The sequence below is a fragment of the Trichocoleus sp. FACHB-6 genome, from assembly GCF_014695815.1.
In the GTDB taxonomy this organism is placed as follows: Bacteria; Cyanobacteriota; Cyanobacteriia; order Cyanobacteriales; family FACHB-T130; genus Funiculus; species Funiculus sociatus.
In genome coordinates this window covers 1-20,444 of the sequence record NZ_JACJOY010000074.1, presented here as the reverse complement: position 1 = coordinate 20,444, position 20,444 = coordinate 1, and the positions used below count along the sequence as shown (strand labels likewise).

The 20,444-nt window shown below is 44.4% G+C and carries 14 protein-coding genes and 1 pseudogene; 5 read left to right on the top strand and 10 right to left on the bottom strand.

All coding sequences use genetic code 11. The annotated features are described in order from the left end of the window. Positions 1–13: 13 nt before the first annotated feature. The 3 genes from H6F66_RS14130 to H6F66_RS14120 all read right to left on the bottom strand — a co-directional run bounded on the left by H6F66_RS14130 (position 14) and on the right by H6F66_RS14120 (position 5,778). Positions 14–2,734 (bottom strand): protein kinase, encoded by a 2,721-nt coding sequence (locus H6F66_RS14130; protein WP_190422281.1) that lies wholly within the window; start codon positions 2,732–2,734, stop codon positions 14–16. Between the two features lie 97 nt (positions 2,735–2,831). Continuing rightward, positions 2,832–3,500, bottom strand: coding sequence for a restriction endonuclease subunit R (locus H6F66_RS14125; protein WP_190422279.1), 669 nt, complete (start codon positions 3,498–3,500; stop codon positions 2,832–2,834). 148 nt (positions 3,501–3,648) lie between these two features. Then, positions 3,649–5,778: an NACHT domain-containing protein gene (locus tag H6F66_RS14120; protein WP_190422277.1), complete on the bottom strand. Its 2,130-nt coding sequence runs from the start codon at positions 5,776–5,778 to the stop codon at positions 3,649–3,651. 144 nt (positions 5,779–5,922) lie between these two features. Here H6F66_RS14120 and smc point away from each other — a divergent pair, with 144 nt between their 5' ends. After that, on the top strand, positions 5,923–9,582 hold the full coding sequence (gene smc / locus H6F66_RS14115) for a chromosome segregation protein SMC (RefSeq protein ID WP_190422275.1): 3,660 nt from the start codon (positions 5,923–5,925) through the stop codon (positions 9,580–9,582). A 244-nt stretch (positions 9,583–9,826) separates the two neighbouring features. Continuing rightward, complete coding sequence (locus H6F66_RS14110) at positions 9,827–10,822, top strand: PRC-barrel domain-containing protein (protein ID WP_190422273.1); 996 nt, start codon at positions 9,827–9,829, stop codon at positions 10,820–10,822. A gap of 79 nt (positions 10,823–10,901) precedes the next feature. Here H6F66_RS14110 and dacB read toward each other — a convergent pair whose 3' ends face one another. Further along, entirely contained in the window at positions 10,902–12,560 is a 1,659-nt protein-coding gene (dacB, locus tag H6F66_RS14105) for a D-alanyl-D-alanine carboxypeptidase/D-alanyl-D-alanine-endopeptidase (RefSeq protein WP_190422271.1), read from the bottom strand. Positions 12,561–13,037: 477 nt separating this feature from the next. Here dacB and H6F66_RS14100 point away from each other — a divergent pair, with 477 nt between their 5' ends. The 3 genes and pseudogenes from H6F66_RS14100 to uvsE form a co-directional block, all read left to right on the top strand. Then, positions 13,038–14,171, top strand: a complete 1,134-nt coding sequence (locus tag H6F66_RS14100) for a hypothetical protein (RefSeq protein WP_190422269.1) — start codon at positions 13,038–13,040, stop codon at positions 14,169–14,171. Positions 14,172–14,244: 73 nt separating this feature from the next. Beyond that, complete coding sequence (locus H6F66_RS14095) at positions 14,245–14,826, top strand: hypothetical protein (protein ID WP_190422267.1); 582 nt, start codon at positions 14,245–14,247, stop codon at positions 14,824–14,826. A 137-nt stretch (positions 14,827–14,963) separates the two neighbouring features. Then, a pseudogene (uvsE, locus tag H6F66_RS14090) lies at positions 14,964–15,869 on the top strand (UV DNA damage repair endonuclease UvsE); the annotation flags it as partial. A gap of 319 nt (positions 15,870–16,188) precedes the next feature. Here the strand turns inward: uvsE and H6F66_RS14085 are convergent. The 6 genes from H6F66_RS14085 to H6F66_RS14060 form a co-directional block, all read right to left on the bottom strand. Beyond that, positions 16,189–16,677, bottom strand: coding sequence for a hypothetical protein (locus H6F66_RS14085; RefSeq protein WP_190422264.1), 489 nt, complete (start codon positions 16,675–16,677; stop codon positions 16,189–16,191). Positions 16,678–16,748: 71 nt separating this feature from the next. After that, entirely contained in the window at positions 16,749–16,949 is a 201-nt protein-coding gene (locus tag H6F66_RS14080; protein WP_190422262.1) for a hypothetical protein, read from the bottom strand. 36 nt (positions 16,950–16,985) lie between these two features. Next, positions 16,986–17,333 (bottom strand): hypothetical protein, encoded by a 348-nt coding sequence (locus H6F66_RS14075; protein WP_190422260.1) that lies wholly within the window; start codon positions 17,331–17,333, stop codon positions 16,986–16,988. Positions 17,334–17,604: 271 nt separating this feature from the next. Beyond that, positions 17,605–18,030: a thioesterase family protein gene (locus tag H6F66_RS14070; RefSeq protein WP_190422258.1), complete on the bottom strand. Its 426-nt coding sequence runs from the start codon at positions 18,028–18,030 to the stop codon at positions 17,605–17,607. Positions 18,031–18,453: 423 nt separating this feature from the next. Beyond that, positions 18,454–19,452 carry a CHAD domain-containing protein gene (locus H6F66_RS14065; RefSeq protein WP_190422256.1) on the bottom strand — a complete coding sequence of 333 codons (999 nt, stop codon included), beginning with the start codon at positions 19,450–19,452 and terminating at the stop codon, positions 18,454–18,456. Between the two features lie 103 nt (positions 19,453–19,555). Next, complete coding sequence (locus H6F66_RS14060; RefSeq protein WP_190422254.1) at positions 19,556–20,248, bottom strand: hypothetical protein; 693 nt, start codon at positions 20,246–20,248, stop codon at positions 19,556–19,558. Between the last annotated feature and the right edge of the window lie 196 nt (positions 20,249–20,444).

Below are 20,444 nucleotides of genomic sequence, written 5' to 3'. Positions count from 1 at the left end.
CTAAATAAGAAAATTATTTTTGAGCGAAATGCTCTAACAACAATCGGTGAACAAAAATATACCCGCCGCCCACCTTTTGTAAAAAAATGCGCTCAGTAGCATAGTCGAGAAAACGGGCATAATTCCAAGGAATGGAACCACTACAATATAGAATAACTCTCAAGACAAAGTGTTTAACGCAAGCTTCCCCGCCACCTGCTGCTACCCCAAACGATAAACCAAAAATTCCCCAAAACCAGGCAGCCCAATTTAATATATTAGCCGATGTGCCTAACACAAATAAGCCAATTAAACCAAATACAACAGCATTTTTACTAGACTGCCGAATCCCTTGATTAGGAACCGTCCTTGTTTGGATACTAGGAGCAGTTAAACCACTAATTAAACCATAAACTAGCCCCATACTTAGCCCGAAAACTATGCCGCGAGTCAATGAATAAAGTTGTAAGGGTAAGAACTGAGGATAGATTATCTTCCAGTGTAGCGGGTTAAAAATTATTTCATAAGTGACTTTAATAACTAATCCCGAAATCGAGCCAAAAGTAATTCCCCGAATTAGACTATTACTACCTTTTCTCCAAGACCATTTGAGATTTTCAACCGTTTTAATACGATAAACACCAAAAATTAGCCAAAAAATTACACTGCTAGAGATTAACGACAAAATCATTTTACTGGTAGGTAGAAGTAGTTCACCTACTGTTGCAGCCAAAATAAAAAAAGTAAGCCAAATACTAATCGCATAAATTAATTTTTGTCTTTTTTTCTCTAGCCAATCTGGTTGTAGTCGCTCTATTAAAAATACAGTTTGCGACTGCTGAGAGAGTCTTTGCGCCAGCCAACTCAGCCAGCGAATTGATTGCTCTTTTGAATATTTATTATTAATGCCTCGACGCTCAAACATCCTTTGAATATACTTATCAAATAAATGTTGGCGGCGTTCTTCTAAGTTCATTCCTGGCAATTCTGTAATGGACATTCCTTGATAAGCGAAAGTCATAATACTCAGCATCAGCGGTGACTTGGCTAATTCTTGCAGTATGGTATCTGCTTCCAGCGCTGTGTTCACTGCGTCAAGTTCTGAACCCGCATTCTTCAGATATTGATGAATTTGCTCTAGAGTTAGTGGTTGAATGAAGACTGCACCTTGAAATCTCAGGCGATTTGATAATAGTTCGTAATCTTTGACTCGGCTACAAACTACTATTTCGGTTTCTCCGTATTCTTGGCTAAATTTATTAATCACCTCTACGCAATTTTCTCGTAGGTTAGTGCTAACTTCATCTAACCCATCTAGTAGCAAAATTAATTGTTGATTTTTAATCCAATTTTTGCCAATCTCTTTGGAAACTTGATATTTCGCGTTGAGTTCTCGAACTAGCCAATCAGCAAGCTTTATCTTCTCCTTTGTCCAAGCAGAGAGGTTAAATACTACCGGAATTGGCTGATTGGTGTCTTGTTCAGCACTTGCAATTAAATCGCGGGTGAGTTCTAGCAGCGTTGTTGTTTTGCCTGAACCTGGAGAGCCTAAAATTAAAAGCGATCGCCCGATTCCCATTTGTTGGAATAAATCGCTAATCCTGATATTATTAGATAGAGTTTGTCGGGCTTGATCAGGGGTTTCCCATACCATACCCCAAGGACGATCTAAAGCATCTAGGCGTTTTTCTAAACCTAGTTCAATTAATGCTTTACCGTGTAAGGAAGTTTCTAAAACACCTTTAACCCAGTAATTTTTTACCTTGTTAAGTAATATCTGGCGATTGCGATATCCTTGTTGACTGTAGGTGATTTTAGGCGCTGGTGCTTTTTGACTAATAGTAGACATAGAAACGGGTAAAGTTTCTATATCTGCCGGGTTAATCGTTTCCTTCTCAGAAGGCGGGATGGTTGTTGGAAGTTTTGGCAGAACCCTATCTTGAGAGTGCAAAGCTGCTAACATTGCTTTAGCAGTCGGATAGCGATCGCGTGGATGGTAGCAAATCGCTTTATCTAAAATTGGTGCAATTTGGCTCCCTAAAGCATCGGTGCGCCAATTCATTTCCCCCGTCTCCGGATTTGTATGCAAATCTTGCGGACGTTTCCCGGTAAGCAAATAAATCGCCGTCAATCCTAAACTATATAAATCACTAGAATATACTGGTTTACCTGCCGCTTGTTCTGAAGGCATAAACCCCAAGGTACCGACGGCAATTGAGTTAGTAATTTGTCCTTGGGCATCCACTACACTATTCATCATTTCTTTAGCGATGCCAAAATCAATTAAAACGGGTTTGTCATCCCTTTCTCGCCAAATAATATTGCTGGGTTTAATATCTCTGTGGATAATTCCTTTAGAGTGGATATAGTCTAAAACTGGCAAAATATTTACCAGCATTTCCTTAACTAAACTTTCACTTAAAACCCCCTGCTGTTGTAATTTTTGATTCAGGGTGACACCTTCAACCCATTCCTGAACTAAATAAAATTGCTCGTTTTCCGCAAAGTAGGCATATAACCGGGGAATTTGCTGGTTACACTCACCCAGTTCTTCTAAAATTGCCGCTTCCCTATCAAATCGTTCTTGAACGAGTTGATAAACTTGGGGGTTGTTGGTGATGGGTTTGAGTTGCTTAATGACACAAGTGCGACGGGAAGGCATATGCGTGTCTTCCGCCAGAAAGGTTTCGCCAAAACCGCCTGTTCCCAACGCCTGGATGATGCGATAGCGATTGTTCAATAGCGTCAGTGTCATCTGGTTTTACGCTGCTGGTCGTTATCTTAATACAAGAATCATAGCTGAGCGGGACTACAGATTAGTTGTGGAGGATGCGCGAGGCAGTTAACGTAGTTCAAGATACTGCCTCAACAGGCGTTGCAATGTTTTCTAACTTACAGATTGCTTTTAGAACTTGTAGCAATTGGATTGAAGGTTCAGAGTCAATCAAGTTCAGTGCTGGCAATAGTTGATAGCTTGGGGAAATTCCTTGCTGTAGATACGCGAAACGATAATCCATTCCGTTCGTTGTCAACCCCCAAACTGATTCTTGATACTCTAGACTTTTATAAGCATAAGCGAGCAATTGAGGTAAACCCTCCAATGCGTTAACACTACTGTTTTTAGCTTCAATCACCAAAATCCAGAAAAGCGTATCTGTTGTTGTTTGAGTTTTATTTATTGCCAAAATATCCATCCGTCCTTTGATGATGGTTTCTTCATCTTCGATGGAAATATCAGCAATCCCTTCTTCTAGGGTTATTTTAATACTAGGCTGATAGAAACCAGCCAACCACATCAACCGAGCGACAAATAAAAATTTAACTTGCCCCTCGGAAATTTTACCCTCTGCGTAGTAATCGCGAAATAAATTGCGAATTTGTATAATCTCTTGCTGTTCAAATTCTGTTAAAGGTTCCAGCGTCAGTAATGATGGAATTGAAGCATTCAAATGCTCTTCGATTTTTAAAAGACGATGAACATCTCTCAAGGTTAGGCTTTTTGCGTCTAGATTAGCAGTCATCGATTTATTGCTATTTTCTAATAAAACTTATAACTATTATTTTATAGCAACCCGAAATAATAGCGAAGGCAAGATCCCCGACTTCTTAAAGAAGTCGGGGATCTGAACCGCTGGCAACTCACTACTCAAATAAAATTTCTATATGCAGTTACATTTTGGCAAAATGTTCTCTTAGCAAGTCGTGAATGAAGCGATAGCGTCCGCCGACTTGTTTAATCAACCTACGCTCATTTGCGTAGCTGAGAAAACGCGCATAGTTCCAAGGAATCGCCCCACTCTTCCACAAGATTAGGCGCAAAGCGAAGTGTTGAATCACAGGTAAACCAGCAGAAATGATGCCAAATATTAGCGCCCAACCAAGCCCAGAAATCATTGTACTGATAGGCTCCACAAACTCCCCTCTAACTACCAAGGGTGCTGCGTAAAGTAACATTCCCGCAGGCAAGAGAATGCAACTAATAATTATAGTATTTTTGGCTGAATCTTTAATTCCTTGGTTGGGTTTATTTCGATTTTTTATTTCTTCCCCAGGTAGCCCAAAAATCAGCCCAAAAATTAGCCCAATCAGCCCAAAAATTAGCCCAAAAATTAGCCCAATCAGCCCAAAAATTAGCCCAATCAGCCCAAAAATTAGCCCAATCAGCCCACTAATCAGCCCTTTTCGAGCTTTTTCCCAAGTAATAGTTAAATCGTCAGCAAGCTCTATTTTCTTATCAATCAGCCCACTAATCAGCCCAAGAATCAGCCCAAAAATTAGCCCACTAATCAGCCCAAGAATCAGCCCAAAAATCAATTTTTGTTTGGTTGTATCTAAAAAAATTGGCTGCATCTTTTCAATAAAAAACTCTGTTTGTTTCTGCTTTTTCAGGCTTGTAGCCAGCCAAGTCAACCAGCGTTTACTATCCTTTGGGTCATATCCTTGACAGTCATGGGGCATTTCTAAGCGGTGTTTTATGTATGCGTCAAACAAATCTTTACGGCATTTTTCTTGATATACTTCAAGTTCATCGGGAGAATTGAAGCGTTTAGCTTTGCTTTCTAAACCATTTGGATAAGCTACCGGAATAAGATGTAAAAACAGCGGCATCTTTGCTAATGCCAGCAAACCATCTGGATCATTCTGGATACCATGCCAGAGATGTCCGCAGTTTAATCGTTGTAGATAGCCTTGAATCTGCTTTTCTTCCAGTGGCTTCAGACAAACTGCTCCCCGTAGCGTTAAGATTTCCTCACCTGCTTTGTACTCTTCCTCACGACAGCAGACGACAATTTGAGATAGGCCAGAAGTGGTTTGCAGAAATTTATTAATTCTGGCAATACATTTACCCTGGCGAGTTTTCAATTCATCCAAACCATCCAACAGCGGCAATAATTTACCTGTTTCTAACCACTCGCGAGTAATTGCTTCTGGGATTTTATTGCGGAACTTCAAGTCAGCTACCATCCAGTCAGCGATCGCTTGCTTATCATCTTTCCAGTTAGAAAGTTCAAATATTACCGGGATCGGCTTTTCTGGCTGCTGTTGAGCAGCTAAAATCAAGTCTTGCGCTAGTTCCAGCAGCATTGTAGTTTTGCCCGATCCGGGCGCACCTAAAATTAGCAATCTGCCTGCAATATCATCTCGCTCAAAGACATCTATAATTTTCTTGCCAGGTTCAGACTCAGCGGTTACTCGTATAAATTTCGGTAGCTTCTCCAACCAACTAGGAGACGGTTTAGCATTTACCGTTACTTCTGGAGGCCGTCCCACCTCTTCCCGTCGATCTTCCATCAGCAGCGGAATCAACTGATCATCATGCAGAGAGTCTTCTACCCGCACTATCACATCAGTTAGCATACTTGCCAGCAATTCCTGCCGACATGGCTGTGAAATTACCTCTGGTGTGTCGCTGGATCTTTTGCTGTTTTTACTTTGCCTATTGACGAGCAAATACACCATTGTTGGCAGCGCAAATACGCAGCCAAAGACTAAAGTCCAGTACACCTTATGAATCCAGTCGGCGTTTTGCTTTGCCTGTTCCGTAGTGATTAGGCCAGTGCCGATAAAAACTAGCAGTCCACAGACTGCCAATAGCCCAAAAATAACGCACCTTCCGGATAATGATTTTTGTTTGTCAAATACACTTGGCAGAAGCGCCACAATCGTACTAAGTAATACACAAATTAACAAAAGCAGCGCCTGAAGCAGGTTAAGTGTTGTCATATGTGGAGATAACGAGGTGTGGATGCGAAGCGGAGTTTGTGACGAAGGAGCGATCGCGTTCTTGACCAGAAGCATTCTCGCAATATAACCAAAGACATAACACCGCTACACTTTCTCCGGGTTCTCAGCGCCTCTGCGGTTCGATATTCTTATCACTGTGCTAACCTGTTGAGAATCCTTCACTGATACACCTGTACTTTCCGGCAACGCCCAGCGCCTATGGTCTATATCAAGCGCGTGGAACTCACCAACTTCAAATCCTTCGGCGGCACGACGAAAATTCCCTTGCTGCCGGGGTTTACTGTCGTATCGGGCCCAAATGGTTCGGGTAAGTCGAATATTCTCGATGCGCTGCTGTTTTGCCTCGGACTTGCCAGTTCTAAGGGGATGCGGGCGGAACGCTTGCCCGACTTAGTGAATCACAACCATCCCCATCGCGGTACTGTGGAAGCCAGCGTCACAGCTACCTTTGATTTATCAGATGTTAGCGGTACGATTGTTGGCAATAGCAACGGACATCGAACAGCGGCTGGAGATTCCCCCCAACTCCCTCTTGAAAAGGAGGAGCAAGATATGACGGGGAAAGAATGGAGTGTGACGCGGAAGCTGCGCGTCACGCAGCAGGGAACTTACACCTCGAATTACTACATCAACGGCGAATCGTGCAACCTGACAGAACTCCACGAAAAGCTTAATCAACTGCGAATTTATCCCGAAGGCTACAACGTGGTGTTGCAAGGCGATGTCACCGGGATTATTTCCATGAACCCGCGAGAACGCCGGGAAATTATTGATGAGTTGGCTGGTGTAGCGGCGTTCGACAGGAAGATTGTCCAGGCGAAGGAGACGTTAGACTCAGTTAAGGAACGGGAAGATAGCTGTCGCATTGTGGAGGCAGAATTAATTGCCCAACGCGATCGCTTATCTCAAGATCGCATCAAAGCGGAAAAATACCAAAAACTCCGCGCCGAACTTCAGCAGAAAGAACAATGGGAAGCTGTTCTCAAATGGCGAAATCTTCAGCAACAAGAATCGAAACTGCGCGAACAAATTGAAGCAGGCGATCGCACTTCAACTGAATTAACCGCCCAACTCCAAGCATTACAAGCGCAAATTCAGCAAACAACGGCAGAACTAGATCAACTCAATGCCCGTGTCAAAGCTTTGGGGGAAGAAGAACTCCTGGCTTTGCAATCACTTCTGGCAAATCAAGAAGCCGAACGGCGTAATTTACAACGCCAGCAACAAGAGTTAGAAACAGCGGCTCATCATACCACTGGCAATATAGAACAAGAGCAGCAGTTAATTCAACAACACCAGCAAACTCTGCAACAACTGACTGAAGAACAGCAGCGCGGACAAACGCTGATCGCGCCTCTGGAGGAACAACGCAACCAAGCGCAGCAAACTCTATATCGGCATCGGGAAGACGCGGAAGCGATCGCATCTGCTTCCGAAGCTTGGGTGCAGCAACAAACTGCCCTAAGTCGCCAAATCGAAACTTTACTACAAACTGTCGAACCCCAGCGCACTGAACAAGCTCAACTAAGAGAGCGTTATACCAATTTAGAGCGGCAAATCGAGGAGCAAAGTCAACTTTTTCAAACAATTGAGCCAGAAATTGCCGCAAAACAGTCTCGTTTAGCTGATTTCGAGATACAATTATCTGATTATGCCCAAGAAATTCAATCCTTAGCTCAAGGTTTGGCAGCAGGCGATCGCGATCTGCAAATTCAGCAAGACACGCAAAAGCGCCTCTTACAAGAACAACGGGATAAACAACGCCAACTCGATAAGCTAGAAGCCCAAGCCCAAGCGGAACAGGAAAGTTTAGGCACCTTCGCCACCAAAGTTATACAGCAATCAGGACTACCTGGCGTGTGCGGCTTAGTTGCCCAATTGGGGCGAGTCGAACCACGCTACGCTTTGGCGCTGGAAATTGCTGCTGGTGGGAGACTGGGAAATCTGGTGGTGGAAGATGACGGCGTGGCGGCGGCGGGAATTGAACTGCTGAAGCAAAAACGGGCGGGGCGGATTACATTCTTACCTTTAAATAAAATTCAGCCGCCACGATTTTCGCCAGTGGTAGCGCTGCGTTATGCCGACGGATTTATCGATTATGCGGTGAATTTGATTGAATGCGATTCCCGTTATCGAAATATCTTCGCTTACGTCTTTGGAAGTACCGTTGTCTTTGAAAATATTCATGATGCTCGTCGTCACTTGGGGCAACACCGCATCGTAACCTTAGAAGGGGAACTGCTGGAAAGTAGCGGCGCAATGACTGGCGGTAGTAGCAGTCAACGTTCTGGGCTGCATTTCGGTACTGCTGATGCGGGAGAATCTGCGGAAGCGATCGCGTTGAGAAATCGCCTACAAGAAATTGACCGAATTTTAGAACGTTGTGGCGAGGTGATTTATACCCTTTCGGCAAAGACGAAGCAACTGAATTTAGAATTGACAGAGGCGAAGGCTAAGCGGCGGGAGCAAGAGTTACATTTTGAACAGTTACAGAAGGAAATTAAGGGTTTAATTGCCCAAGCTGAAACAACGCGATCGCTTCTTTCAAAAAATACCCAAGAATTTAACACCGCCCAATCTCGCTTACAATCTCTAGACGCTGAATTACCCGCCCAAGAAGCACAATTGCAACAATTGCGCCAAGCTTTGGCAGAATTAGAGCAATCTCAAACGCATAGCGAATGGCAACAAATTCAGGCAACAATTAAAGCCGATGAGCAACATCTCTCTGAACGAGAAAAAGCTCTCCGCGCCGCCGAACAAAGATTAAAAGATTTGGAAAATCAGCAGCAGCGTCTGCAAGAAAAAAGCCAAGAATCCCACCATCGCTTGCAGGAATATCGCACGCAGCTATCAGGAGTTGTAGAAACGCGAATTTTCGCATCTCTACAGTTGTCAACACTCAGCGAACAAATTAGGCAAACTCAAACAGGCTTGAAACAACAAGAGGAAAGGTTGGGCGAAGCAAAAATACAACGCGATGCCAGCGAAACTCAACTGCGAGAACGTCATCTTTCTCAACAGCAGCTAGAATGGCAACTGCAAAAACTCCAAGAAACGCAACAATCGCGGCGGGAAGAACTTACTGCTGTGAAAACTCAGCTGGAAACCCAACAAGCAGAATTACCCGATCCTCTGCCAGAAGTGCCAATGCTGGTCAATCCCGAATCAAGCGAGTCAAATGCGATCGCATTTGACAAGTTAAGCGATCAACTAGAACAAATGCAGAAAGAGATGCGTAATCTTACCAAACGCCTGCAAGCAATGGAACCGGTAAATATGCTGGCATTGGAAGAACACAACCGTACCACCACCCGACTTGAAGAACTAACTCAGAAATTAACAACATTAGAAGCCGAACGCACCGAATTATTATTACGAATTGAAAACTTCACCACCCTGCGCTGCCGCGCTTTCCAAGAAGCATTCGACGCAGTAAACGAAAACTTTCAGGCAATATTCGCCGAACTCTCCGATGGAGACGGTTATTTACAACTTGATGATTCCGAAGATCCGTTCAACGGAGGACTTAACTTAGTTGCCCATCCCAAAGGCAAACCTGTGCAGCGGCTTGCTTCCATGTCTGGCGGCGAAAAATCTCTAACCGCCCTTAGTTTCATCTTCGCCCTGCAACGCTATCGCCCCTCTCCTTTCTACGCCTTTGATGAAGTTGATATGTTTTTAGATGGAGCAAACGTAGAGCGATTAGCTAAAATGATCAAACAACAAGCTATGCAGGCGCAGTTTATTGTTGTAAGCCTCCGCCGCCCAATGATTGAATCATCTGAGCGCACTATCGGTGTCACTCAGGCGCGAGGAGCTTACACCCAAGTTTTGGGGCTAAAATTGCATTCCTAAAAAGAGTCTGTATGATTTGATTTAGCAATCTTCGCCGAAAGTCCGACACCATAGCGGTATTTCGTTTGGTATCGGGATGGATAGGCGGTCAATCGATGAAGTTCAATACTCCGGAGATTGACAATCTCCTGCTAAGCAATAGTCGGATTCGCTGAGAAGCCGACACAATACCTGTACTCAGGTTATTGTAGGAGTATGTCACTATAAATAACTAATAAGATTCGAGATCGGGATTGGGCCTCCAATGACATCTGAACAAATCCTTCAACGCTCTGACATCTTAAATACCCAAGTCATTACCCGCGACACTGGTAAGCGCTTGGGGATTATTAAGGAGCTATTAGTAGACATCGACCAGCGGAAAGTTGTAGCACTGGGTTTGCGAGACAACCTACTCTCGATTGCGGGGATGCCACGGTATATGCTCCTCAGCAGCGTTCGTCAGATGGGTGATGTCATCCTAGTTGATAATGATGACGTTATTGAAGATATCGACGTTGAAGCCTACAGCAGCCTGATCAACAGCGAAGTAATTACCGAAACAGGTGAACTTTTAGGCAAAGTGCGGGGTTTCAAGTTTGATGGTGAAGACGGCAGAGTTTTCTCGCTGATTATTGCTTCTTTGGGCCTGCCGCAAATTCCCGATCAGGTTGTAAGTACCTATGAGCTGCCGATTGATGAAATTGTCAGCAGTGGCCCAAATCGTCTGATTGTTTTTGAAGGTTCCGAAGCACGCTTGGTTCAGCTAACTGTGGGTCTTTTAGAGCGTCTTGGCATTGGCAAAGCCCCTTGGGAACGCGACGAAGAGGAAGCTTACTTCCAGCCAACAGTCCGTCCTGAAAATCAACTGCCTACTGGAATTCCCGTCAACGCAAAACCAGCAACCTCTATTCGCGCTTCTGCCCCTGTAATTGAAGAAGCTCGCTGGAGCGAGGACGAGGAGTATTGGGAAGAACCAGAACCACAGCCAATTCGGGCGCGGCGGGCGGAATCAATTTATTACGAAGAAGACGAAGAAGAGGATAACTGGAGCGAAGCGACAACCGAGACGCGACGAGTAGTTCGCTATGAAGAAGAGCGAACCTATGTAGAACCGGAACCATACGAGGACGAGTACGAAGAAGACGAATACGAAGAGAAAGATGTTTGGGAAGATGCTGAGGAGCCACCTTACAAAGCACCTCGGATAAACATCCCTGAAAAAACTAAAGCGCCAGAATACGAAGACGGCGCTTATTAAAAGGCAAAAGGCAAAATTCCCTCATTCCCAGGTCGCAGCCAAAGAATGAGGGAATTTTGCACCTAAGCTAACTCAGAACTCAGCACTTTTTTAAGCGAGTCAGTAGCAGCACAATTTCATCAACTGCCTGCCGTACCGTCGCCGCCGATTGGTTGGATTGATTCACAATAATGCTAAAAACGATAGTTTCATACTCTGGGTGGCTCATATACCCTGATAAAGAAACTACTCCGCTCATTGTTCCTGTCTTCGCTTGCACACTACCTTGAGCTGGTGTATTTTGAAAGCGATTTAGGAGATTGCCGCTTTTTCCAGCCACAGGTAAAGATGCTATATATATGGCTGCTTCTGGAGTCTTTGCGATCGCTTTGAGAGTTTGCACCAGTGCTGCTGGACTCACGAGGTTATGACGAGACAGCCCAGAACCATCATCTAGCACGTAGCTGCTAGGATCTACTCCTAATTCTGTTAATGTCTGTTTAAGGGCAGCTAAGCCCTGTTGTAGGGATGAATCACTCTGGACTGTAGCAGATGTAGCAGAGGCACCAAGCGATCGCAGCAGCACTTCCGCATATAAATTATTACTATTCTGATTTGTCTGGGCTAAAAGAGTCCCCAACGGCGGAGATTCCACAGCGGCTAGTTCCTCAGTTGGAGGCTGGGAGTTTGATCCAACCATTGCCTCTGCAACAGTAATTCCCTCAATTGCCAAAGCGCGTCGCAAGTGTCGCAAAAAGTAATCTGCTGGATTAATAATTGCCATATCTAAATACACAGGTTTAGCATCAGCAGGCAATTGTCCTTTAATCTCTAACACTGGTTTCCCTAGCACAGCATTAAGTTCTATGGAGGGTGCTGATTTTGCTTCTGTTGTTACCGAATTATTTTCAATTCTCCATTGAGTTAGTGCCAGAGGATCTGCCCACGATGTTTGCAATGGTTTTCCTGGGGTTTGTGGTGATATTGTCAGCACCACAGCATTTTGATTCAAGATTAAACTATTAACTGGTGCGCCATAGTTTGCCCGCAAATCTCCCCATTCCCAACTGGTATTTACCGCCTGTCCTTTAAAATAATCGTCTTCTAGAATTAACTGTTTTACCTGAGTAATTCCCCGCCGCTTCAACTGTTGCGCCAAATCTCTCAATTGGGTATCCGTTAAACTGGGATCTCCTCGTCCTACAACGCGCAAAGAACCATCACCCGTTCCATAAATAGAGGTGCGAATCCGATGCTGAGAACCCAATTTGCGTAAGGCAGCAGCTGTTGTTAGCACCTTTACATTAGATGCTGGTATGAAGTAACTCTCGTGTTCGCGGCTGTAGAAAATGCTATTTTTAGTTAACGGTTCAATCAAAATCCCCCAACGAGCGCGGCTCCACTGCGGACGGTTTGTAATAGCATCAATTGCAGTTGTTAGCTGGGAAGGACATAAAGCAGCAGATTGAGGCTTTTGGGTTTGAGAAACTTGTGCTGTATTCAGCTTATCTGGATGGGACGATTGATTATTTGCTTGGGCTGCTTGCTGCCCCGATAGCAACTGAGTGTTTAGTATTAGTATCAGGCTACTAATTTCACTAATTTTAACTATTGAATAACCTTTTCCTTTCTTACTAGGCGTAGCGCAGCCATCTTGCCTGCCTTGCTGAGAACCCGAATTCGGATGCCCTGTGTCCTGAAAATCTGATTTTTCCCACTGGGCTGCTATCTCACTTATTTTTGATGATATTTTTATCATTAAGATTTTTTCTGAATAAAAATGCTTGGTATCTTGTAAATCTTACCGGAGACAGGTGGCAATATCAAGAATAGTTTATAGTAATTCTATTTTATGTGTAGAGATGTTGCATACAACGTTTATAGTTTTATATGAACCGCAGAGGCAAGAGAGGACACAGAGGAAAAAAACGGAGAGTTTATAAATGAATTGCCAGTGGTTCAGATACGCGGCTTCTTAGAGAAGTCAGGTATCTCGCCTTCACAAATCATTTAGGAGTGCTATAGCAATTCTATTTAAGTTGTGAACGAGTATTCACCCTGGTGTAGGGACATGGCATTGCCATGTCCCTACAGGGGTTCAGAAACCATTTAGGACTGTTATATATTTATAAAAATATTTCTAACGATAGAGCTTAGTAAAGTTAGTTAATATAAATAATATACATGATAATCAAAATTTTTATTTCCAACAAAAGAGATTTAGGTAATTATAATCATGGCGATACAAGAGCGAGATGTTGACAAAAATAATATTCCAAGAGAGCGATACCGGGACAACAACGGGAGAAAATATCTTTGGGTCGTCTTAGCGAGTGTACTCTCGACCTTGGGTTTAGTTGCAGCTGGCTTCTGGCTGTATCAGCGGCTGGCATCGAGAGATGCGATCGCACCCGTTACTACCGTCAGCCCTTCTATCAGTCCGACAATTGAACCACCCGCCGCATCTCCCCTGCCTAGTGTTGGCATTCAACCCGATCAATTTGTCCAGCCTGCTTTAGGCAACAAAGCACAAGTAGAATTAACCGCAGTCCGGAGAGTTCTCGGCGCACCCGATGAAGTTACCGTCGAGATGCGAATTAATCGTCTTTCAGACAATGTTGGGGGTAGTGACATTATTAGTCCTGGGTCTACAACCGCCCGTAATCCTATCACCAACGAAACTTACTATGCAGTAGATGTCCTTAATCGTTCATCCGGATCGACTTCTTTATATCAGTTGAGTCGAGGTCAACCAAAAGAAGCTTATGTTGTGCTAAATGTGCCAGCAGGCATTAACACTATTGACATTTTTGTTGAGAACACGGGAGTATTTAGAAATGTGCCAATTGCTGATGCCAGCGCTAATCCAGTGAGTAGAATGGCACCCGCACCTCCAGCACCGATTAACACAGCGCCAATTTCCCCAGTTCCCCAATCTCAAGTCCCCTATAGCACAGCCAGTGCGCCGCGTAGCAACGTTGGAATTCAACCAGGTCAATTTGTACAACCTGCTTTGGGTACAAAGGCACAAGTAGAGTTGCTTTCAGTAAAGCGGGTTGCAGATCCAGAATTGAGAACCCGCGACGTAGTGAACGTGCAGATGCGCGTCCGCCGTCTGGCAACGGATAACATAGTTGGGAGTGACATTATCTCTGTAGGCGGGACAACAGCCAGAAATCCTGTCACCAGCGAAACCTACGAAGCAGTTGACTTGCTTAATCGTTCCACGGGAAACGTTTCTTTGTATCTGTTGCGTCCCCAAGCTTCGGGTGATGCCTATGTTTGGCTGAGGGTACCAGAGGGAACCAACACGCTTGACATTTACATACCTGAGACGCAGGCATTTAAGAATGTGCCTATTTCCAATTAGATAGGCGTAATGAGATAGTTATGAGTTGTGAGTTTGAAATTCATAACTCCTAATTCCTAACTATTAAGAGGGTATGAGCAATTTTTTATCTGGCGTGGCTGTTGTACTTTCTATTTTGGCGTTGATTACCAGCGGTTACAGTGCCTATCAAGTTTTGGAACTGAGAAAGGACGTTGATACTGCTGATAATTTACAAAGCAATGCAACGGCTACTGATAATCAAACACCTGTGGCAACACCTAATGCACAAACCACGCCCGAAGCCAATACTGCGATTCAACCAAAGCAGTTTGTTCAGCCTGCTTTGGATGGTAAAGCGCAGGTAGAGTTGCTTTCAGTGCGGCGAATTGCACATCCTGATAATGGATTGCGAAATGTGGTAAATGTGCAATTTCGGTTACGACGGGTGACTCCAGACGTGGCGGGGTCAGAAGCTTTATTTCCGGCAGCGACAACTGCTAGTAGTCCCATCACAAACGACAGCTATAAAGCTGTTTGGGCTAATCGTGCCACGCCGTCTATTGCTCTGGACAGTATTGGTCAAAATGCCTCAGTTGATGCTTATGTTTGGCTGCAAGTACCGCAGGGAACCAATTCGCTAGATATTTACGTTCCCAACACGCAGCCGTTTAAAAACGTGCCGATTTCAAACTAAAAACCAAAAATAAGGGTGGGCTTTTCAAGTCCACCTCGCCAAATTAAAACAAAATTGCTTACTTATGGGGCAGGTATCTTGTCTGCCATTTTAGATAAATTTTTAAAGTAAAAATAAAAATCATGGATCTCATGCAGATGAGCGATTCGCTACCTAACAACTACGCAGAAAGCACTAGCACACCGCCTGAATTAGGCTTAGTTTGCATCACCACATCTGATAAAGTGCGTTATCGCGCCCTGACGCGCAAGCGACTGTTGCAGTTGCCGACTGCGGAGCAAGAGCAAGTTTTGCGGCAGTTGTATACTGATAATTTGCAACGCTTGAATGCGGCAATAGATTTCTGTAAAGAGAATAATATTAGGCTTTATCGAATCCCCTCTGGGTTGTTTCCGTTTGCTGATACGGAACAGGGGGAGACGATACTGGATGAGTTTAAGGAACAGATAAAAGCAACAGGCGATCGCGTTCGTCTTTCTGGCATCCGATTAGTGGTACATCCAGATCAATTTGTGGTACTCAGTTCCGATACGCCGTCTGTGATTGAGAACAGTATTAAGATTCTCCAGATGCACGCCCGGAATATGGATTTACTGGGGATGCCGCGATCGCCTTGGGCGATGATGGAGATACACGGTGGTAAAGGCGATCGCGCTGAACGTCTGATCAATGTTATCCGCGATCTACCTGATGAAATTCGCTCTAGATTAGCACTAGAAAACGATGAATACGCTTACAGTGCAGCAGAAATTCTGGCTGTTTGTCGGGAAGCTGGCGTACCAATGGTTTTCGACGCACACCATCACATCATTCACGAGAAGCTGGATACTTACGAAGATGCCAGCATTGCCGAGATTTTAGCAGCCGCGCGTACTACGTGGGCTGTACCTGAATGGCAACTGGTGCATATTTCCAACGGGCGGGAAGAGTTTGGCGATCCGCACCACAGCGATTTTATTACAGTGATGCCGAGTTCCTATCGGGATGCTCCTTGGATTGAGGTGGAAGCTAAGCTGAAGGAAGATGCGATCGCTAAACTGCGCGAAATTTGGCCTCCTGTCTTTGGTACTGCACCTGCACCGAAACCGCCAGAGGACAAGCCAATAGACGAAACTCCCCACAAAACCAAGCAAAAGAAACGTTCTCTTAAGAAGGTTGAACAATCGGAGGATCAACCTCAGGAAACTAAGCAAAAGAAACAACCAGCCAAAAAGGTTGCAAAAAACAACAGTGAAGTTTTGAGTGCAAACTTAAGCGGCGAGTAAAGGTGATGGTGCATCCCAGCAAAATACCAGGAGAAAAGGAAGTCTGTGGGCGATTTGCAAATACGGGATGCTCCCACCCCTCATCCCAAGCTACAACTTATTTACCGCTTCTGGTTCTAGCTTCTGGACTTCTCTCAATCGTGCGACGGATATCATTAAGCGATCGCCCTTCTTGCAACGCTCTCAATTGGCTTTGCATACCATTGCTATCGGCATCGCGTCCCAGCACTTCCCGATAGATTTGGTTAATTTTGTCACGGGCTTCTTGACTTTGAACAATCGAGCGACGAATATCTCTAAGTGACTCGCCATCTTGTATAGCTCTTACGTGACCTTGGATGCCTCTGAAATCACCATCCCGTCCCAGAACTTCTCGATAAATTTTATTTATCTCCGAGTAATAATTCTTTGTTGAATTACCTTGCTGCGAAGTGTTGGAACGCCAAATCTCATCCTGAGTTGCTGGCCGTCCGCAAACTACTTGGTTGGAGTTATCCACGATACATAACCGTTGCTGTGCGCGGACTGGGGCTACAAAAATAGGTGTAATCAATAATGCTACGGTGAAGAGAGTTGTTAACTTCATATGTTTTATCCCCTGAATATTTGTTGTATATTCACAGTACAGTTGACTTCTGTTTCCTCTCTTCACCTAAGTTAGTCATCCAAGTGGGTGATTGGCAAGATCAGCAGAACTGGGGATAAATCTGTCGCCACGCCAGCACCGTAAATATAGTGTTTCTCAGTTGAAGTCCAATACAGACCTAACCCCCCAACCCCCTTCCCTACAAGGGAAGGGGGAGTTAGCCACTCCCCTTGTAGGGGTGGTTGGGAGAGGTCAGATTGTATTGCATCCAAAGGGTTAGGCGTAACCTTAACCCATCCTAAAGCTACTTATTTGCTGTCATCGTTGCCTATTACCTTCTCAACCAGTTCTTTTGCTCCTTCAATCAACCCAGGATTGGACTGATTGGTTGCTTTGACACTTTCTTGGTAAATTTCATCCTGCTTTTGCGGATCGCGAGCCTGCTCTGCGGCTTCTTCATAAGATTCTTCCCGAAGCTCAATTGCTGCATTATTTCCAGAGGTACTGTCAACTTCCTGTGCAGCCAACTGTGATGCTGCATAAGCTGGCTGACTGGCAAAAATGAATATATTTGATAGACTCAGCAAACTTATCAGACCTACAACCAAAATGCTCTGGCGAAATACTTGACCTAAAGCTGTTAAAATGCGTTGCATATAAATCTCCTCCCAATCGTTGTTTGTAGAATTTGACGCTAAGCGCGATCGCATTTGTCGCCTGGTGCAACATCGCTACACTGACCAAAGGCTATCTCTTAACGCCAGAAAAATCTCTTGACCAGAGAGATTTTAAAGGTTTAACTACAACACTCCCTTCTGCCGCAAGATACATTCAAGCACTGGGAAAAATTAAGGATTGTTATCGCCCGATTACGAATAGGAAAGTTTTAAATTAATAACTTAATAACTCATAGCTTTTTTTTATTTTTCAGGTAGTAAGATTCGGTTGAGGCAATTTCCCAAAAGTATCTAAGAGCAGTTGCGGAATCGCTTTTGGGCGCATCGCTGTTATATCCACCCACACCCACAGCGCCTGGGCTGTCACCAACAGCTTTTCCTCTGGCTGTTTGCGGATTTCATAGCGGCGAATGGCACGCGGGCCGCGCATCTCGGAAAGCCAGGTGGTGACTTCCAGCCACTCGCCTGCAACGGCTGGGCGCAGATATTCTATCTCAATCCGCCGCATTACGAAGACACCGCCCAACTCTTCGCAGCGTTGCTGGGTAAAGCCGAGATGTTCTGAGTGTTCAACAGCCGCCTGTTCCAGGTAATGCTGATAGACGGCGTTGTTGACGTGGCCGAGGGAGTCCATCTCGTGGTATCGTACCCGCAGCTTAGTTTTGAACGGTTGCATGCGATCGCTTAGTCAAGATATTTCTTTTCCCTTTCCAGGCTAACCGATACCGTCCCGCCTCTTATGCTTTCTTTTGGTATAAATAACGTTTCTCAGTTGGGTGGAATATATCGCGGTTCTGACGTTCAGTCCACCTTGTTAGGGGGATGGCAATGCCATATCCCACCCTTGAATCTCTCCACGCCACACTGAGGATAAGCGCAATAAGTTCTAATTTTGTTAGGGAAACTGTTTTATCCTGTTAAGATATTATGCCAAGCTTTTTGGGCATCTATTCAGGCGGATTAGTTACACCCAAAGTAAGAGTTTGCCGTCCATCCCTATGAATCTGCTTTGACGATGGGAACTTCAACAATTTTTTTTTCTAGGGATTGGTAATTGGGAAGATATTTTTCCCAATTACCAATCCTCAATCCCACTTTTTTAGCCCTCTTCATCCGGGGAGTCATTCTCATCAAGTCGTTGCAACAAAGCTAAATGAAAGGCTTGCCGAGTTTGAGCATTCAGATATCTCTCTTGTAACGGTTGCCATTGCTGCCAAGCTTGGTAAGCTGTTTGATGCAACTGTTCGGCAAGAGTTGGAAGCTGGTTTTTGACCTTAGAGTCTAAGATATCAGTCAGCACTTCGGCTAACACCGCACTGTCTTGAATTTCCCCCAAGATTTCCTGAATTGATTTCACATCTTGCAGATAACCTGCATAAGCGGGGCCATAGAGGTCTGTAAATAGTTCCATCTGATAGCGGACGCGCTTTGCTTCCTTACGCAAACTGTGGAGAACTTCCCCTTGATCTGCTAAAAGTTGCGTTACAGCTTCTGGTTCTAAATCTTTGGCAATTTTAATTTCTGGTGCTTTGACATCAGTTCCTAGCAACCAACCAGGGTGGAGAAAAAAGCGACTGATTTCTGGTGAAAGTAAATCTGGTAGAACCTGACGTAAAGGCATCTGAGCAATTTCTTGATAACTTGGATGCTTTAGCCATGTTTGAAACGACTGCTTCAGTTTTTGGTAACGCTGATGATCTAAAGTTTGGCGTACTTGCTCTAGGGCGTGGTGACGCTGTTTATTTAAAGATGCGATCGCTTCCTCTAAGGTTTTCTGTTCTTTTGAGGGTAAATTAGGATAATAACGATTTTTTAGCGCTTCCTGAAGTACGTCTATATCTCGCAACTCCCCAAGACTATGACCTATTTTCCCAATCTTATTTTCTTGGGCTGACTTAGGAAGATCCAGTGCTGGCGCAAACCCTGTTATTGCTGAACGCAAGCGACGCATCCCGACGCGCATCTGGTGTAAGGCTTCTGGGTCTTTGTCTTTGATGACATCGCTTTCGTGTTTAAGCGTTTTATGAAAGTGTTTTTCAATCGCTAGGTAAGCCCAATCTCCTAGATTCTGGGCTTTTTCTAATGCACTCTTTTTCATGGCAATATTGCCTCACCCGTGTAAAAGATTAATAAATCCTTAAGATGGAATTAAGCTGAATGTTCACACTAGCACATTCCTGCTCAAATTTCGGTATTTCACTTTAACGCAACCAAATAGGATTTATGATATTACCTGGGGAAGAGATCCATAAGTCGTATCGGGTTAGTGTTTCCCCAGTTTGCAGGTTTTTGATGAATGGCTTGCCAGTCCAGATTTGGCAGCTACAGAGATTTTTCGGTTCCTGAATCTCAAAGTCACTCTCAGTTTGTTGCAACCGGAAAAACTCAATATGCCAGTGAGCGGGTTCAACAGCAACACACTCGGTTGAATGTTGCTGTTGAACCTGCTTAATTGCAGTGGGCAGAAAATCGATATCAAGCACATATGATTGATAGTTATGCTGGCAGGCAAATTCTACAACTTTCTGCCAGTCATAGACTGGATCTTTCTCGCCATGAAGTTTGCTATCGTCGCCAAAGCAGTAACCTCCAAACAGCCAAACCAGTTTTGATAAAATGGTTTCTTGGCGGATGCGATCGCTTCTTAAAATTTCTAAATCTTCCTCTAGCAGGACGCGATCCGGAATGCACCACCAATATTCCCAATAAATTTGTGCATCTAGTGGTAGCGTCCGCTTGATGACTCCGGGGATGCGATCGCGTCGCTGAATTAAGCGTATTTCCTCCTTAGATGCACTCCTACCATCTGGAATCGGCAGTTCCATATTTGCCGCCAGAGGATGTTTCGGCGCGATCGTCATCTCATTAGGGACGAAGGAGTTCAGGTTCAACACAGATACTCTCCGAATCGGGCTACCGCAAATGTAATCTTCTATTCTACATCTTAGAATAGGTCAGTTTTGGCTATAAATTTTTATATAGAACCCATTTGACATCTAAGTTTGATATCTAAGAAGGTGCTGCAAGCCTCTTAATCATCAAGCGAATAAAACAAAGATTAACCTTGGCAGTCGCATTAGTTAAAGTTCT

Coding starts and splice junctions, on each gene's coding strand:
- H6F66_RS14065 (WP_190422256.1), bottom strand. CDS start 19,452: ATGAAAAAGAGTGCATTAGAAAAAGCCCAGAATCTAGGAGATTGGGCT.
- H6F66_RS14085 (WP_190422264.1), bottom strand. CDS start 16,677: ATGAAGTTAACAACTCTCTTCACCGTAGCATTATTGATTACACCTATT.
- smc (WP_190422275.1), top strand. CDS start 5,923: ATGGTCTATATCAAGCGCGTGGAACTCACCAACTTCAAATCCTTCGGC.
- H6F66_RS14075 (WP_190422260.1), bottom strand. CDS start 17,333: ATGCAACGCATTTTAACAGCTTTAGGTCAAGTATTTCGCCAGAGCATT.
- dacB (WP_190422271.1), bottom strand. CDS start 12,560: ATGATAAAAATATCATCAAAAATAAGTGAGATAGCAGCCCAGTGGGAA.
- H6F66_RS14095 (WP_190422267.1), top strand. CDS start 14,245: ATGAGCAATTTTTTATCTGGCGTGGCTGTTGTACTTTCTATTTTGGCG.
- H6F66_RS14120 (WP_190422277.1), bottom strand. CDS start 5,778: ATGCTTCTGGTCAAGAACGCGATCGCTCCTTCGTCACAAACTCCGCTT.
- H6F66_RS14070 (WP_190422258.1), bottom strand. CDS start 18,030: ATGCAACCGTTCAAAACTAAGCTGCGGGTACGATACCACGAGATGGAC.
- H6F66_RS14125 (WP_190422279.1), bottom strand. CDS start 3,500: ATGACTGCTAATCTAGACGCAAAAAGCCTAACCTTGAGAGATGTTCAT.
- H6F66_RS14100 (WP_190422269.1), top strand. CDS start 13,038: ATGGCGATACAAGAGCGAGATGTTGACAAAAATAATATTCCAAGAGAG.
- H6F66_RS14110 (WP_190422273.1), top strand. CDS start 9,827: ATGACATCTGAACAAATCCTTCAACGCTCTGACATCTTAAATACCCAA.
- H6F66_RS14130 (WP_190422281.1), bottom strand. CDS start 2,734: ATGACACTGACGCTATTGAACAATCGCTATCGCATCATCCAGGCGTTG.